Source organism: Streptomyces sp. NPDC042002, from assembly GCF_055588305.1.
Window position 1 is genome coordinate 35,865 of the sequence record NZ_JBVJCT010000019.1, and the last position, 15,003, is coordinate 50,867.

The following is a 15,003-nucleotide window of genomic DNA, read 5'->3' on the forward strand; positions in this document are numbered from 1 at the left end:
GACCCCACCACCGTGCCCGCCAGTCGTGGCCCCCGTTCCCCCAGAGGCATCCGCGTACGGACACTGGCCCAGGCCCCGTTCCCGTTTCTGCGCGGGATCCTGGCCGAGCTCGCGGTGCCGGCGGCCGCGCCGCTGCCGCCGCTGTCCCGGCCCCGTTGGCTGCGCCGCCTGCCGCATGTCGTGGTGTGCCTGATCGCCCTCGGACTCGGGCTGGCGGCCATGGACGAACTGAGCGACGGCTATCGACTGGGTTTCCCGCTGGGCACGGTGAGCGGCCTCGCGCTGGGCGCGGCGGTCGTGCTCGCGCTGTGGCGTCCCGTGCCGGCCTGGTGGCTGTCGCTTGGCGTCACCGTGGTCGCCGCCGCCGCTGCCCACTCGGACATGGTGGCGGCCATCCCGGGACCGGTACCGGGACCGGACTGGCCATGGAGCACGTCCGCGATGACGGCGCAGGCCTTCGTGTTCTTCCTGCTCGCCCTGCGGCTGCCCGCGCGCGTCGCTGTCGGCGCGCTGTCCCTGACCTGTCTCGCCACCTATGTGTTGCAGGGCCTGGCCGGCGGACCGTCGTACCCGCCGACGGTCATGCTCCCCGGACCCTCGTACCACACGACGGGAGCGCTGGCGGTCGTCGTCTTCGCCGCCGTCGTCCTTCTCGGCACAGCGCTGCGCGGTCGCCGCGAGGCCCGTACCCAACTGGTCCAGCAGGCGTCCCTGACCGAGGAGGAGCGCGCCCGCCGTACGGTCCTGGAGGAGCGCAGCCGTATCGCGCGCGAGCTCCATGACGTGGTCGCGCACCACATGTCGGTGATTTCCATTCAGGCGCAGGTCGCCCCCCACCTGGTCGAGAACCCGACCGACGAACTGAAGGAGAACCTGGAGGGCATCCGGCAGAACGCCCTGGAGGCGCTGACCGAGCTGCGCCGGGTGCTCGGAGTGCTGCGTTCGGAGAACCCGGAGGACCCGTACGGCCTCGGCGCGGGTGCGGGCGTGGCTCCGGACGCCCCGCAGCCCACGCTGGGCCGTCTCGACGCCCTGGTCGAGAACACCCGCGCCGCGGGACTGGACGTGACCACGGAGATCACCGGGGAACAGCTCCCCCTGGCACCGGGCGTCGAACTGTCGGCGTACCGGATCGTCCAGGAGGCGCTGAGCAACGCCCTGCGCCATGCGCCGGGTTCCGCGGTCAAGGTGGAGCTCTGGCACTTCCCGCGGGGCCTCCAGGTGAGAGTCGTCAACTCACGGCCCGAGCGCCCCGCCCCGCCGTCCCCGGGCGCGGGACACGGACTGCTCGGCATGCGGGAGCGGGTCGCGATGCTGGGTGGCACCCTCGTGACCTCGGAGACGTCGTGCGGCGGTTTCGCGGTGGCGGCCTTCCTCCCGGGCAACGGCACCGCGCCCGCCGACTGCGCCCCCCGGACCGACGACACCTTCACAGGCCTCCCAGACGACACCTTCACAGGCATCCCAGGAGAAGAGACGCCATGACGACCGTGAGCGGCACCATCCGCGTACTGATCGCCGACGACCAGCAGATGGTCCGGCAGGGATTCACCGTGCTGCTCAACACCCACCCGGGCATCGAGGTGGTCGGTCAGGCGGTCGACGGACTCGACGCGATCCTCAAGGTCGCCGAACTCGCCCCGGACGTCGTCCTGATGGACATCCGCATGCCCGAGCTCGGCGGCATCGAGGCGACCCGACGCATCACCACCGACACCCCGCACATCAAGGTCCTGGTGCTCACCACCTTCGACCTCGACGAGTACGTCTACGAAGCCCTCCGCGCCGGCGCCTCCGGCTTCCTCCTCAAGGACGCCTCGGCCGATCAACTCGCGGAAGCGGTCCGCGTGGTCGCGGCCGGCGACGCCCTCCTCGCCCCCGGCATCACCCGTCGCCTCATCGCCGAGTTCTCCCGCCTCGACTCCACCCCGCGCGCACCCCTGAAGCAACGCATCGGCGACCTCACCGAACGCGAGACCGAGGTCCTGGCCCACATCGCCCAGGGCCTCTCCAACGCCGAGATCGCCCAACGTCTGGTGGTGGCCGAGCAGACCGTGAAAACCCACGTCGGCCGCATCCTCGTCAAACTGGGCCTGCGCGACCGCACCCAAGCAGCGGTCTTCGCCTACGAATCGGGCCTGATCCGCCCCACGGGCTACTGACCCGCACACCCCCACCCGGAAAGCCGCCGCCCGGGGACAGACAAGCCCCTGCGCACCCGCCCCTGCGTACCCGCGGCCTGAAACGACACCCCGCAGGAACGGCGCCAGGCAGGAAGAGCCCGGCCCACCACGCACCCGGCACCGAACGCGAGCGAGAGCGCCCCGGCAGTCCCCGAGTCCGCACCCCGCCCTCGGGTCCACACCTGGCCCCTACCCGTAGTACCTGAGACGGACCCTCAAGGACCCTCCTCGCAGGTGACGACCCCACGCCCCACCTGGGCCTACCGTTTTGAACGTGACCGAGACGACCCAGACGCAGACGACACCCCCGCCTCCCGGCGGTGCCGGGGCCAAGCCCCGCAGCCCGGAGTACCGCCTCGCCGCGGACGCCGTGCGCGGCCTGCGGCAGGACATGTTCCATGACGCCTTCGCCTACCGCCCGCTCCCCCGCAGACGCACGGACGGCGCCCTCACCCGCCGCCTCCCCGGAACCCTGCGGGCAAAGGCGGCCTGGATCCCGCACGGGACGGTGGCGGCGGCCGGCCTGCTGGCGATGGCCATGGGCTACACGGCGGCCGGCGGCCCCGGCCGCGGCCCGTTCGTCCCCCTGCTGTGCGGGCTCCTCGCCCTGCTCCCCGTCCTGGCGACGCTCGTTCGCCCGGTCGGCGCCTTCTGGCTCTCGATCGTGGCGGCTCCGGTCGTCGCCGTTTTCGACAGTGGCTGGAGCGACTGGCCGTGGGCGCCCGGCGCCTTCATGGCGCACATCATCGTGATGACGGTCGTGGCGCTGCGGTCACGCCCCCGCGTCGCGGCCTGGATGTGGCTGCTGACCGCCGTGTACGGCCTGCTCGCGGACACTCTCTTCGGCGGGGGCTACTACAGCGTCGACACGTTTCCGCTGCTGTTCCTCTCCGCGTTGGTCCTCCTGGTCGTCACGGTCCTGAACATACGCAGGGAGGCCAAGCAGGAAGTGACGGCCCACCAGTCGGAGACCGCGCAGGAGCGTTCCAGGCGCACGCTGCTGGAAGAGCGCACGACGATCGCCCGTGAGCTGCACGACGTGGTCGCGCACCACATGTCGGTGGTCGCCATCCAGGCGGAGGCGGCGCCCTACCGGGTGGAGAATCCGCCCCCGGAGCTGGAGCAGGCCTTCGTCACGATCCGGGAGAACGCGGTGGCGGCGCTGACCGAGCTGCGCCGGGTGCTGGGCGTGGTCAGGGCCGAGGACTACGAGGCCCCGGACGCTCCGCAGCCCACCCTCGCGGATCTGGACGCGCTCCTCGCCAACGTGCGGGACGCGGGTCTGACCGTGGAGAAGGCGGTCACCGGCGCGGTGCGCGAGCTTCCGCAGGGCGTCGAGCTGTCGGCGTACCGGATAGTCCAGGAGGCACTCAGCAACACCCTGCGACACGCGCCGGGCGCGTCGGCCCGCGTCGAGATCGGTTATGTCCTCGGCGGCCTCGGCCTGCGCATAGTCAACGGCCCCGCGCCGGTGACGACCCTGGAGAAGTCCACGCACGGCGCGGGGCACGGCATCACGGGCATGCGCGAGCGGGTCACGATGCTGGACGGAGAGATGACGACGGGCGTCATGGACGACGGAGGGTACGAGGTGGCGGTGTTCCTGCCGGTGCCCTCGGGGGAGGAGACCGGATGACCGGCGGCACGAGCCGTGCGATCCGCGTACTGATCGCCGACGACCAGATGATGGTCCGCGAGGGCTTCTCCGTACTGCTCGGCGCGATGCCGGACATCGAGGTGGTCGGCGAGGCGGTGAACGGGCGGGAGGCGGTCGAGCGCGTCCGGGAGCTGCAACCGGACGTCGTGCTGATGGACATCCGCATGCCGGAGATGAACGGGATCGACGCGACCCGGGAGATCGTCGCCGCGGACGGCGCCGCGAAGGTGCTGGTACTGACGACGTTCGATCTCGACGAGTACGTGTATCAGGCGCTGCGGGCGGGGGCGTCCGGCTTCCTCCTCAAGGACGCCTCGGCCCGCCAGCTCGCCGACGGGGTGAGGGTGGTGTCGGCCGGGGAGGCGCTGCTCGCCCCCTCGGTCACCAGGCGGCTGATCACGGAGTTCTCCAAGCTCGCGGACGCGCCCAGGCTGTCGGCGACGGCGCACGCGGCGTACGGGGATCTGACCGACCGGGAGACGGAGGTGCTGGTGCTGATCGCGCAGGGGCTGTCGAACGCGGAGATAGCCGGACGGCTCGTCGTCGCGGAGTCGACGATCAAGACCCATGTGAGCCGCATCCTGGTGAAACTGGGCCTGCGGGACCGGACGCAGGCGGCGGTGTTCGCGTACGAGGCACGCCTGGTCACCCCCAGATGACCGTGGCACGGCTGGTTGCACGGGGCGACTCGCGGGAGTCGGCTGCAAAGGGATGACCGGGAGGGGGGCGGCGGCCCGCTGTTCAGGACGGCCCTGGTCAGCGGGGGGTGGGTCGGGCTAGCGTCCGTTCATGGCAGCTTTGGAGAGTTCGCGGGCCTTCGACCCGTGGGATCCGGCGTTCGTGGCGGACCCGTACCCGGCGTACGAGGAACTGCGTGCGCGGGGTCGGGTGCACTACTACGAGCCGACGAACCAGTGGCTGGTGCCGCACCACGCGGACGTGTCGGCGCTGCTGCGAGACCGCCGGCTGGGCCGGACGTACCAGCATCGGTTCACGCACGAGGACTTCGGGCGGACGGCGCCGCCCCCGGAGCACGAGCCGTTCCACGTGCTCAACGATCACGGGATGCTCGATCTGGAGCCTCCGGACCACACGCGGATCCGGCGGCTGGTGTCGAAGGCGTTCACACCGCGCACGGTGGAGCGGCTGAAGCCGTATGTGGAGGGGCTGGCCGGTGAGCTGGTCGGCCGGCTGGTGGAGGCGGGCGGCGGGGATCTGCTGACCGACGTGGCGGAGCCGCTGCCGGTGTCGGTGATCGCGGAGATGCTGGGTGTCCCGGAGTCCGAACGGGCGCCGTTGCGGCCCTGGTCGGCGGACATCTGCGGGATGTACGAGCTGAACCCGTCCGAGGAGGTGGCGCGGAAGGCGGTGCGGGCGTCGGAGGAGTTCACCGAGTACCTGCGGGGGCTGATCGAGGCCCGCCGCAAGGAACCGGCGGACGATCTGATCTCGGGGCTCATCGCGGCGCACGACGAGGGCGACCGGCTCACCGAGCAGGAGATGATCTCCACCTGTGTGCTGCTGCTGAACGCGGGGCACGAGGCGACGGTCAACTCGACGGTGACCGGCTGGTGGACCCTGTTCCGGCATCCCGGGCAGTTGGCGGCGCTGCGGGCGGACCACACATTGATCCCCACGGCGGTGGAGGAGTTGATGCGCTACGACACCCCGCTCCAGTTGTTCGAGCGTTGGGTGCTGGACGACATCGAGATCGGCGGTACGACGGTTCCGCGGGGTGCGGAGATCGCGATGCTCTTCGGTTCCGCGAACCGTGACGCCGAGGTGTTCGCGGACCCGGAGACGTTGGACCTGTCCCGGGCGGAGAACCCGCACATCTCCTTCAGCGCGGGTATCCACTACTGCATAGGCGCTCCGCTGGCCCGGCTCGAACTGGCGGCCTCCATGAGCGCACTCCTGAGCAGGGCCCCGGCTCTCAGGCTCACCGAGGAGCCGGTCCGCAGACCGAACTTCGTGATCCGCGGACTGGAGGGCCTGCCGGTCGAGGTCTGACCGACATCGCCATCCCCTGCCCGGCGGCGCGGCCTCTTTTGTCGCCGTGCCGCGCCTCCTCCCCGGCTGGATCGGCCGGGTGGGGCGGCCTGTCACACCGTCAGGCCGCCTCGCCCGCATCCCGTCAGCACACCGTCAGGCCGCGTAGCCGCTCACGTAGTCCCAAGCATCGCCCCTCAGGTCGGCAGGTCGTCAGGTCGTCAGGTCGCGGTGGCGCAGGGACGTCAGTCCTGCTGCGGTCAGGGCCGCCGCGATCCCGGTCAGGACGAGGACCGGTGTCCAGGCCATGGCGCCGCCCGGCAGCTTCGGGAGGTGGCCGAAGGGGGAGAGGTCCATGACGGCCTGGGGGATGTTCAGGGCGGGGCCGATCCAGCCGAGGAGGAGGGCGAGGCCCGCCGCGGCCCAGGCGCCGGGGGCAAGCCGGGGCGAGAGGCCGTAGAGCAGGACGGCGACGCCGCCCAGGGTCCAGATCGCCGGGACCTGGACCAGGCAGGCGCCGAGGACGGCGCCGAGTGCGGAGCCGTAGCCGAGAGCGAGGCCGAGTCCGCCGAGCAGCATGATGAGGACCGCGCCGCCGAAGGCGAGGACGAGGTGTCCGCCGGCCCAGCGCAGCCGGCCGACGGCGGCGGCGAGCAGGGGTTCGGCGCGCTGCGAGGTCTCCTCGCCGTGCAGCCGGAGCACGGAGGAGACGATGTAGAGGGCGGCGACCATGCCCAGCATGTTCACCATGGCGGCGAGGAACGCGTCGGTGATCCCGGCCTGTCCGCCCATCCGCTCGATGATCTCGCGGGTCTTGGCGTTGCCGCCGACCAGGTCCGCGGCCCCCTTCGTGATCCCGCCGAACGCGGCGCCCGCGGCGAGGAAGCCGAGGCTCCAGCCGAGTACGGCTCCGCGTTGCAGCCGCCAGGCCAGCGCTCCGGCGGTGCCGAGGCGGCCGGTCGCGGGCCCCGGCCGGGTGGGCAGGAAGCTCATGCCGACATCGCGTCGCCCGGCGAGCGTGTAGGCGGCGGCGCCCTGTGCGGCGACGGCGGCGGCGAACAGCGGCAGGACCCACCAGCGTTCGTCGGCGAAGGCGCGGACGTTCTCCAGCCAGCCCACCGGGGAGAGCCAGGTCAGCACCGACGAGCCGTCGTCGGTCGCCGAGTCGCCCGCCGCTCTGAGGACGAAGGCGGCGCCGATCAGCCCGCCCGTCAGTCCCTTGGCGAGCCGGGCGCTCTCCGTCAGCTGGGCGACGATCGCGGCCATGGTCGCGAAGACCATCCCGGTCGCGCCGATCGCGAGTCCGAGCGCCAGGGCTCCGGAGCCGCCCTGTCCGGCGAGGCCGCCCGTGATGATCAGGGCGAGGACACCGTTGGCGACGAGGGCCGCGAGCAGCGCGGCGGTCAGCGGGGCCCGCCGGCCGACCATCGCGGCCGAGATGAGTTCCTGCCGTCCGCTCTCCTCCTCGTCCCGAGTGTGCCGTACGACGATGATCAGGCTCATGATGGCGGCGAGGACTCCGGCGTAGCCGCCGATGCGCCAGGCGGTGAGTCCGCCGAGCGAGTCGCTGAACACCGGCCCGTAGGTGGCGCGCAGGGAGCTGTTGGTGAGCATCTGCCGGGCCAGGGTGGCACGTTCGGCCGGGGTGCTGTAGACGGTCTTCAGCGAGGCCGGCAGGGAGAGCACCAGCAGAGCGTTCACGCCGATCCACAGCGGCATCGTCACGCGGTCGCGGCGCAGCGCGAACCTGAGCAGGGTTCCGGTGCCGGCCAGCGGGCGGGAGCCGCCGACGCGTGCGGCGAAGGTGCCGGGGGTCGAGGCGGTCGTGGCGGTCATCGGGCCATCGCCTCTTCGGATCCGTCCGCCCGGACATCCTTCGCGTCCTCCTGGTAGTGCCGCAGGAACAGCTCCTCCAGGGTCGGCGGGGTCGAGGTCAGGGACCGTACGCCCGAGTCGGTCAACGACCGCAGGACGGCGTTCAGTTTGTCGGTGTCGACGTGCAGCCGGACCCGGTGTCGGACCCCGTCCGGCCGGACCCCGGTGTCGTGGACGTCGAGGTCCTCGACGACGAGTTCGTGGACACCGGGCAGGGACGCCAGTGCGTTCGGCGGGCCGGTGAGTTCGGCGGTGACGCTGGTGCGGGTGAGGTGGCGCAGGTCGGCGAGGGAGCCGCTCTCGACGGTCCGGCCCTTGCGGATGATGCTGACGCGGTCGCAGAGTTCCTCGACCTCGCTCAGGATGTGCGAGGACAGCAGGATGGTGCGGCCCCGGTCGCGTTCCTCCCGGACGCACCGCTGGAAGACCTCTTCCATCAGCGGGTCGAGGCCCGAGGTGGGCTCGTCCAGGATGAGCACGTCGACGTCCGAGGCGAAGGCGGCGACGAGGGCGACCTTCTGGCGGTTGCCCTTCGAGTAGGTGCGCCCCTTCTTGGTGGGGTCGAGTTCGAAGCGCTCGACCAGGTCCGCGCGCCGGGCCGGGTCGAGGCCGCCGGTCCGTCCGCCGTCCTGCCCGCCGCGCCGGGCGCGGCCCCCGCTGTGCAGCCGCCCGTAGAGGTCGATGACCTCGCCGCCGGAGAGGTTGCGCCACAGGGTCACGTCGCCGGGGACGTAGGCGACCCGGCGGTGCAGTTCCACCGCGTCGGCCCAGGGGTCCATGCCCAGCATCCGTGCCGCGCCCGAGTCGGCGCGCAGCAGGCCCAGCAGGACCCGGATGGTGGTGGACTTCCCGGAGCCGTTGGGACCGAGGAAGCCGTGCACCTCACCGGCCTCGACCTCCAGGTCGAGGCCGTCCAGCGCGTGCGTCCTGCCGAACGACTTGTGCAGTCCGGCGACGCTGATTGCCTTCGTCATGGTCCAGAACGTACGCTTCTTTCAGAAATTTGTGAAGTTAAGGAAACGTATAAATCCTGGATACACTCGATGGCGATGCGTGAGCAGGGGAGATGATCGACAGATGGCTGAACCGACTACGGCTGAGCGGGATCCGGAGGCGGTCTCGAAGTTCGTCGAGGGCTTCGCGGCGCAGCTCGTCGAGGCCGGGATGCAGCGGATGCCCGCCCGGGTCTTCGCGGCGCTGCTGGCCTCCGACTCCGGTGCCATGACCTCCGCCGGACTCGGCGAGCAGTTGCAGGTCAGCCCCGCCGCCGTCTCCGGCGCGGTGCGCTATCTCGCGCAGCAGCACATGGTCTCGCGCGAGCGTGAACCCGGCTCGCGGCGCGAGCGGTACCGCGTGCACAGCAACCAGTGGTACGAGGCGCTGACCAACCGCGACGCGGTGCTCAAGCGCTGGGAACTGGCCCTGCGCGTCGGCGTCGACTCCCTCGGTTCCGCGACCCCCGCCGGGCGCAGGCTCTCCGAGACCCTCGCGTTCTTCGAGTTCATCGACGGTGAGGTCGCGGCGATGATGGAACGCTGGCGCGCCCACCGCGAGACGCTGTACCGAGACGGCTGACGAGCGGGACCGGGCACCCCGGTCCCGTCCCGGCAGGGTGGACCGGCGCCGTCCCGGCAGGGTGGATCTTCCCCCGTCCCGGCAGGGTGGACCGGTTTCCGTCCTGTCCGGGCGGACCGGCACTCCGTCCCGTCCGGGTGGACTGGTCCCCGCCCCGTCCGGGTGGACCGGCCCCTGTCCTGTCCAGGTAGACCGGGTTCCGTCCTGTCGGGGCGGATCGGCGCTCCGCCCCCCTCCCGGGGACCAGCACCCCGCCCCGTCCGTCAGGTTGGATCGGCCCCCTCCCGCCCGTGACAGGGCACGTCCCGCCAGGATGGACCGGTAACCGGCCCTCTCGGGATGGACCGGCATCCAGCCCTCCCAGGGCGGACCGGCGATCGGCCCTCCCGGGGTGGGCCGACTCCTCCCGTCAGTGTGTGGCCGGCAGGGTCAGGCCCCAGGCCGATTCTCGTACCGTCCAGGTCCGGGTCCGGACCGGGCCGCTCACCACGGAGTCCGCGCGGTAGCGGAAGTCGGCGCCGGAGACGGTGACCTTGTGGCCCAGCAGTCGCAGGGGCGAGGCCGCGACCCCCACGGACACCGGGCGGACCTCGATCTCGGCTCCGGTGCCGGATTCTCCGGGCGTCACGGACACGGCTTCCACGGGCTGGTCCAGATCCACCACGCACACCCCGTCGACCTCGATCCGCAGCCGCGAGGGCCCGGGTCCGGGTGCGGAGGCGAGCCGGGACGGCCGGGAGGCGAGGGTCCGCACCAGGGACTGGCAGGTGCGCAGCCAGAGATGCGCGCCGTCCTCCCCGGGGACTCCCGCGGGCACCGGAGCGGGCGCCCGGGAGGGCAGCGAGGGGATGCGCAGCGCGCCGAGCACCACGCCGTCACTGTCGTCCACGAGCAGGTCGAGCCGTCGCTCGGCCCCGTCGAGGACCGCCCTGGCCGCCGCGACGGCCCCCATCGGCACCCCGAGCGAACGGGACAGCGACAGCACACCGCCCACGGGCACGAAGGACAGCGCGCACGCGGCGAGTTCCCGCTGCCGGTGCAACAGGGACACCGCCCGCAAAAGGGCCCCGTCGTCACCGATGACGACGGGTCGGCGCGCACCCCGGCGGATCAGCGCCCGAGCGAATTCCTCGGGCCCGTCCGGGAGGCACACTTTCGTCGCCGCACCCGCGCTGAGCACGTCTTTCGCGATCCGTACAGACTCGCCGTCCGTCCGTCGGGCGACCGGGTCGATGACCACCAGGAGCTGGTCGGAAGCCGCCACCTCGGTCCTGCCTCGCTTCCTCGGGTAGCATCTTTGTGCAAGAGCCCCTTGCGTTTTTGCGCCAGGGGCTTCGTCTATTCCGGGGCATCCGGTCCGACGGTCGCGGCCAAAGGTGGTCGCCGGCGTACGCAGTTGTAGCCAGAACCAGCCGCGTACGTCCCCGACCTTGGACATGCCCCGCCCGGAAGGGGTGTACGCCTGTGCCCGCACTTGTGCTGCTCGGTGCTCAGTGGGGTGACGAAGGCAAGGGAAAGGCCACCGACCTGCTCGGTGGATCCGTGGACTATGTGGTGCGCTACCAGGGCGGCAACAACGCCGGCCATACGGTAGTCGTGGGCGACCAGAAATACGCCCTCCACCTCCTCCCTTCCGGAATCCTCACGCCGGAGTGCACTCCGGTGATCGGCAACGGAGTCGTCATCGACCCGTCCGTCCTGTTCTCCGAGCTGAACGGACTGAACGAGCGCGGCGTCGACACCTCCAAGCTGCTGATCAGCGGAAACGCTCATATCATCACGCCTTACAACGTCACTGTCGACAAGGTGACGGAACGCTTCCTCGGAAAGCGGAAGATCGGGACCACCGGACGCGGTATCGGTCCGACCTACGCGGACAAGATCAACCGCGTCGGCATCCGCGTCCAGGACCTCTACGACGAGTCGATCCTCACCCAGAAGGTCGAAGCGGCGCTGGAGGTCAAGAACCAGCTGCTCACCAAGCTCTACAACCGCCGCGCCATCGAGGCGGGCCAGGTCGTCGAGGAGCTGCTGGGCTTCGCGGACCGGCTCAAGCCGTACGTCGCGGACACCGTCCTGATCCTCAACCAGGCGCTGGAGCAGGACAAGGTCGTGCTCTTCGAGGGCGGTCAGGGCACGCTGCTGGACATCGACCACGGCACGTATCCGTTCGTGACGTCGTCCAACCCGACCGCGGGCGGCGCCTGCACGGGTGCCGGCGTCGGCCCGACCAAGATCAGCCGGGTCATCGGCATCCTCAAGGCGTACACGACCCGGGTCGGCTCGGGCCCGTTCCCGACCGAGCTCTTCGACGCGGACGGCGAGGCGCTGCGGCGCATCGGCCACGAGCGCGGTGTGACGACCGGCCGTGACCGGCGCTGCGGCTGGTTCGACGCGGTCATCGCCCGCTACGCGACCCGCGTGAACGGTCTGACCGACTTCTTCCTCACCAAGCTGGACGTCCTGACCGGCTGGGAGGAGATCCCGGTCTGCGTGGCGTACGAGATCGACGGCAAGCGCGTCGAGGAACTCCCGTACTCCCAGACCGACTTCCACCACGCGAAGCCGATCTACGAGAACCTCCCCGGCTGGTCGGAGGACATCACCAAGGCGAAGACCTTCGCGGATCTCCCGAAGAACGCGCAGGACTACGTGAAGGCGCTTGAGGAGATGTCGGGCGCCCCGATCTCCGCGATCGGCGTCGGACCGGGCCGCGACGAGACGATCGAGATCAACTCGTTCATCTAACGCGGAGGTTCCGGAGCGGCTTCCGGACCAGGTTCCGAAGAGGTGTGCGGACCAGGTTCCGGAGCCGTTTCCGAAACGGTTGTTTCCACGAGTGCGCCCCCGGCCGGCATCCGGGGGCGTACCCGTACCCGGGGAGCCGGCCTCGGCGCGAGGCCGGTCTCCACAGGTGGTCCGCGGTGCCTTTGTCCGCCCAGGTCAGCGCGGTCCCGCCGGCCGCCGTGCTCGCGTTCGTGACGCCGAGCGGCAGGCCGCTCGCCCTCGCGGCGCGGGAACCGGGACAGGGCCTGCCGCGCGGCTGCGCGTTTCGCGGCGGCCCGGCGCTCATGGCGCGGATTGCGGATCGGGGACGAACTCACCGTCCGAGTCGGCGAGGAAGTTCGCGATACCCGGGTCGATCCCGACCGCACTGCCGGTCGAGGGCAGCGGTTCGGGCAGGCCCTGCTCCGCGGTGAGCAGGACGAACCGCTCACGGCCCGCACGCTTCACCGAGACGGTCCTGCCCCTGCCGGTCACCGGCCGGTGCTGGTTGGCCTTCAGGTGCCCGACGCCCTGGAGGCGGACGCCGGTGACCGGGGCGTGCGGAGCGGAGTCCCACCGGCAGCCGTCACCGTCCTTCGGGAAGTCCACCGTGTCGAACCAGCTCATCCCACGAAGACGCGGATGGCCCAGAGTGCAAACGGACTTGAACCGACGGAAGAACGCGACGAACGCCTTGTCAGCCCCGGGCGGGCTGCGCGGGCTGGGCATGCCGGCCGGGCCGCCGTGAGTGGCTCGGCAGTTGGGGCCGATGTCGTCGTAAGCGCGATGTGACAGCGGGGTGAACACGGTTCGAAACTCCGGTCCGTTGTGTCCCCGAAACCTCGAACTGACCTTTACTTGACCGGGAGATGGGCTTCTCCTGGTTCACGAGGGGATAGGCGGGCGACCACGCTCTACGCGTGTAGTTCCGCACGGCTCGCACGACACGTCCCCCTGCCCGCGTCACCCCAGTCCCAGGAGTCCGTATGCCCGTCAATCCCCTGAACCGCCGGGAGTTCGTGAAGAAGTCGGCCGTCACCGGTGCGGTCGTGGCCGTCGGCGGCGCGGCCGCGGCGGCCCCCGCGCAGGCGGCGGACCGCAGGCACCCGAAGCCGCCGCGCACCTGGTCGTTCTCGATCCTGGGCACCACCGACCTGCACAGCCACGTCTTCGACTGGGACTACTACACGGACGCGGCGTACAAGGACAGCAAGGGCAACTCGGTCGGTGTCGCGCGCGTCGCGACCCTCGTCAAGCAGCAGCGCGCCGCCAAGGGCGAGGACCACGTCCTGCTCGTCGACGCCGGCGACATCATCCAGGGCACCTCGCTGGCGTACTACTACGCGCGCGTCGACCCCATCGTCGCCGCCGACGGCAAGCGGGGTCCCAAGCACCCGATGGCCATCGCGATGAACGCCATGCGGTACGACGCCGCCGCGCTCGGCAACCACGAGTTCAACTACGGCATCGAGACGCTGCGCAGATTCGAGGAGCAGTGTCACTTCCCGCTGCTCGGCGCCAACGCGCTGGACGCGAAGACCCTGCGCCCGGCCTTCCAGCCGTACACCGTGAAGCGCATCCGTGTCCCCGGCGCCCCGGACATCAAGGTCGGCATCCTCGGCCTGACGAACCCCGGAATCGCCCTGTGGGACAAGGACAACGTCGCCGGGAAGATGGCGTTCACCGGGCTCGTCGAGCAGGCGAAGAAGTACGTGCCGCGGATGCGCGCCCTCGGCTGCGACGTCGTGTTCCTCACCGACCACTCGGGCCTGGACGGCAGTTCGTCGTACGGCGACGAACTCCCGTACGTGGAGAACGCCTCCAACCTCGTCGCCCAGCAGGTCCCCGGCATCGACGCCATCCTCGTGGGCCACACCCACACCGAGGTCTCGTCGTACACGGTCACCAACACCGAGACCGGCAAGGACGTCGTCCTCTCCGAGCCCTACTGCTACGGCATGCGGCTGACCGTCTTCGACTTCGAGCTCGAACTCGTCCGCGGCCAGTGGAAGGTCACCAGCACCAAGGCGCAGACCCTGAACAGCAACACCGTCGAGGAGGACGCCGAGATCACCCGGCTGATCAAGGCGGACCACGACCTCGTGGTCAAGTACGTCAACACGCCCGTCGGCACCTGCACCGCCGACCTGTCGGCGGCGGAGGCGTGCTGGAAGGACGTCCCCGTCATGGACTTCATCCACCAGGTCCAGATGGCGGCCGTCGCCACCGGTCTGTCGACGGCCGACGCGGCCCTGCCGCTCATCTCCGTCGCCGCGCCCTTCAGCCGCACCGCCGACATCCCCCAGGGCGACGTCACCATCCGCGACGTCGCCGGGCTCTACATCTACGACAACACGCTGTACGGCAAGAAGCTGACGGGCGCCCAGCTCAAGGACTACCTGGAGTACGCGGCGAAGTACTACCACCAGGTCCCGTCCGGTACCGCGGTGGACACCGCCACCCTCACCAACGCCAACAGCTTCTGGGACTACATGTACGACACGGCGGCGGGTGTCTCGTACGACATCGACATCGCGCAGCCGGAGGGGTCGAGGATCAAGAACCTCTCCTACAACGGCACCGCGGTCGCCGCGGACCAGGTCTTCGTCGTCGCCGTCAACAACTACCGGGCCAACGGCGGCAGCGGCTACCCGCACATCGCGGCCGCCGACATCGCCTACAGCTCCACCAACGAGATCCGCCAGCTGATGATCGACTACGTGACGGCCAAGGGCTCGCTGAACCCGGCGGACTTCGCGGTCGCCAACTGGAAGCTGACGCAGGACGGCACGCCGGTCTTCTGATCCGGCGCGCTCGGCGCCTCTGCCTTCAGGAGACACGCGGCCCAGGCCTCACCGGAGAGGGTGAGGGCTGGGCCGCCTGCCTTTTGCCTGTTCCCTGCCCGCTCCCGGCGCTCCCGGAGCTCCAGCGGGCACGCGGATGACGAGGGGCATAGCC

The 15,003-nt window shown here is 70.8% G+C and carries 12 protein-coding genes; 8 read left to right on the top strand and 4 right to left on the bottom strand.

The window, feature by feature from the left end; genetic code table 11:
* Nucleotides 1-48: 48 nt before the first annotated feature.
* The 5 genes from ACZ6KY_RS25705 (at nucleotide 49) to ACZ6KY_RS25725 (ending at nucleotide 5,850) form a co-directional block, all read left to right on the top strand.
* Entirely contained in the window at nucleotides 49-1,485 is a 1,437-nt protein-coding gene (locus ACZ6KY_RS25705) for a sensor histidine kinase (RefSeq protein WP_469312743.1), read from the top strand.
* Entirely contained in the window at nucleotides 1,482-2,162 is a 681-nt protein-coding gene (locus ACZ6KY_RS25710) for a response regulator (RefSeq protein WP_469312640.1), read from the top strand. Before ACZ6KY_RS25705 ends, ACZ6KY_RS25710 begins: the two co-directional genes overlap by 4 nt.
* A 295-nt stretch (nucleotides 2,163-2,457) precedes the next feature.
* On the top strand, nucleotides 2,458-3,819 hold the full coding sequence (locus ACZ6KY_RS25715; protein WP_469312641.1) for a sensor histidine kinase: 1,362 nt from the start codon (nucleotides 2,458-2,460) through the stop codon (nucleotides 3,817-3,819).
* Nucleotides 3,816-4,499 (top strand): response regulator, encoded by a 684-nt coding sequence (locus tag ACZ6KY_RS25720; RefSeq protein WP_469312642.1) that lies wholly within the window; start codon nucleotides 3,816-3,818, stop codon nucleotides 4,497-4,499. Before ACZ6KY_RS25715 ends, ACZ6KY_RS25720 begins: the two co-directional genes overlap by 4 nt.
* A gap of 130 nt (nucleotides 4,500-4,629) precedes the next feature.
* Nucleotides 4,630-5,850 (top strand): cytochrome P450, encoded by a 1,221-nt coding sequence (locus tag ACZ6KY_RS25725; RefSeq protein ID WP_469312643.1) that lies wholly within the window; start codon nucleotides 4,630-4,632, stop codon nucleotides 5,848-5,850.
* A 192-nt stretch (nucleotides 5,851-6,042) separates the two neighbouring features.
* Here ACZ6KY_RS25725 and ACZ6KY_RS25730 read toward each other — a convergent pair whose 3' ends face one another.
* A complete protein-coding gene (locus ACZ6KY_RS25730) occupies nucleotides 6,043-7,665 on the bottom strand; it encodes an ABC transporter permease (RefSeq protein ID WP_469312644.1) in 1,623 nt (540 codons plus the stop codon).
* Nucleotides 7,662-8,678: an ABC transporter ATP-binding protein gene (locus tag ACZ6KY_RS25735; protein WP_469312645.1), complete on the bottom strand. Its 1,017-nt coding sequence runs from the start codon at nucleotides 8,676-8,678 to the stop codon at nucleotides 7,662-7,664. The genes ACZ6KY_RS25730 and ACZ6KY_RS25735 overlap by 4 nt, the downstream gene beginning before the upstream one ends.
* Before the next feature lie 103 nt (nucleotides 8,679-8,781).
* Here ACZ6KY_RS25735 and ACZ6KY_RS25740 point away from each other — a divergent pair, with 103 nt between their 5' ends.
* Complete coding sequence (locus tag ACZ6KY_RS25740) at nucleotides 8,782-9,279, top strand: GbsR/MarR family transcriptional regulator (RefSeq protein ID WP_469312646.1); 498 nt, start codon at nucleotides 8,782-8,784, stop codon at nucleotides 9,277-9,279.
* Nucleotides 9,280-9,688: 409 nt separating this feature from the next.
* Here the strand turns inward: ACZ6KY_RS25740 and ACZ6KY_RS25745 are convergent, their stop codons facing one another.
* Nucleotides 9,689-10,543, bottom strand: coding sequence for a diacylglycerol kinase family protein (locus tag ACZ6KY_RS25745; RefSeq protein ID WP_469312647.1), 855 nt, complete (start codon nucleotides 10,541-10,543; stop codon nucleotides 9,689-9,691).
* 200 nt (nucleotides 10,544-10,743) lie between these two features.
* Here ACZ6KY_RS25745 and ACZ6KY_RS25750 point away from each other — a divergent pair, with 200 nt between their 5' ends.
* Nucleotides 10,744-12,027: an adenylosuccinate synthase gene (locus ACZ6KY_RS25750; protein ID WP_469312648.1), complete on the top strand. Its 1,284-nt coding sequence runs from the start codon at nucleotides 10,744-10,746 to the stop codon at nucleotides 12,025-12,027.
* A 321-nt stretch (nucleotides 12,028-12,348) separates the two neighbouring features.
* Here the strand turns inward: ACZ6KY_RS25750 and ACZ6KY_RS25755 are convergent, their stop codons facing one another.
* On the bottom strand, nucleotides 12,349-12,672 hold the full coding sequence (locus ACZ6KY_RS25755; protein WP_469312649.1) for a hypothetical protein: 324 nt from the start codon (nucleotides 12,670-12,672) through the stop codon (nucleotides 12,349-12,351).
* Between the two features lie 359 nt (nucleotides 12,673-13,031).
* On the opposite strand from ACZ6KY_RS25755, the gene ACZ6KY_RS25760 reads away from it, so the two are divergent.
* A complete protein-coding gene (locus ACZ6KY_RS25760) occupies nucleotides 13,032-14,849 on the top strand; it encodes a bifunctional metallophosphatase/5'-nucleotidase (protein ID WP_469312650.1) in 1,818 nt (605 codons plus the stop codon).
* Nucleotides 14,850-15,003: the final 154 nt, after the last annotated feature.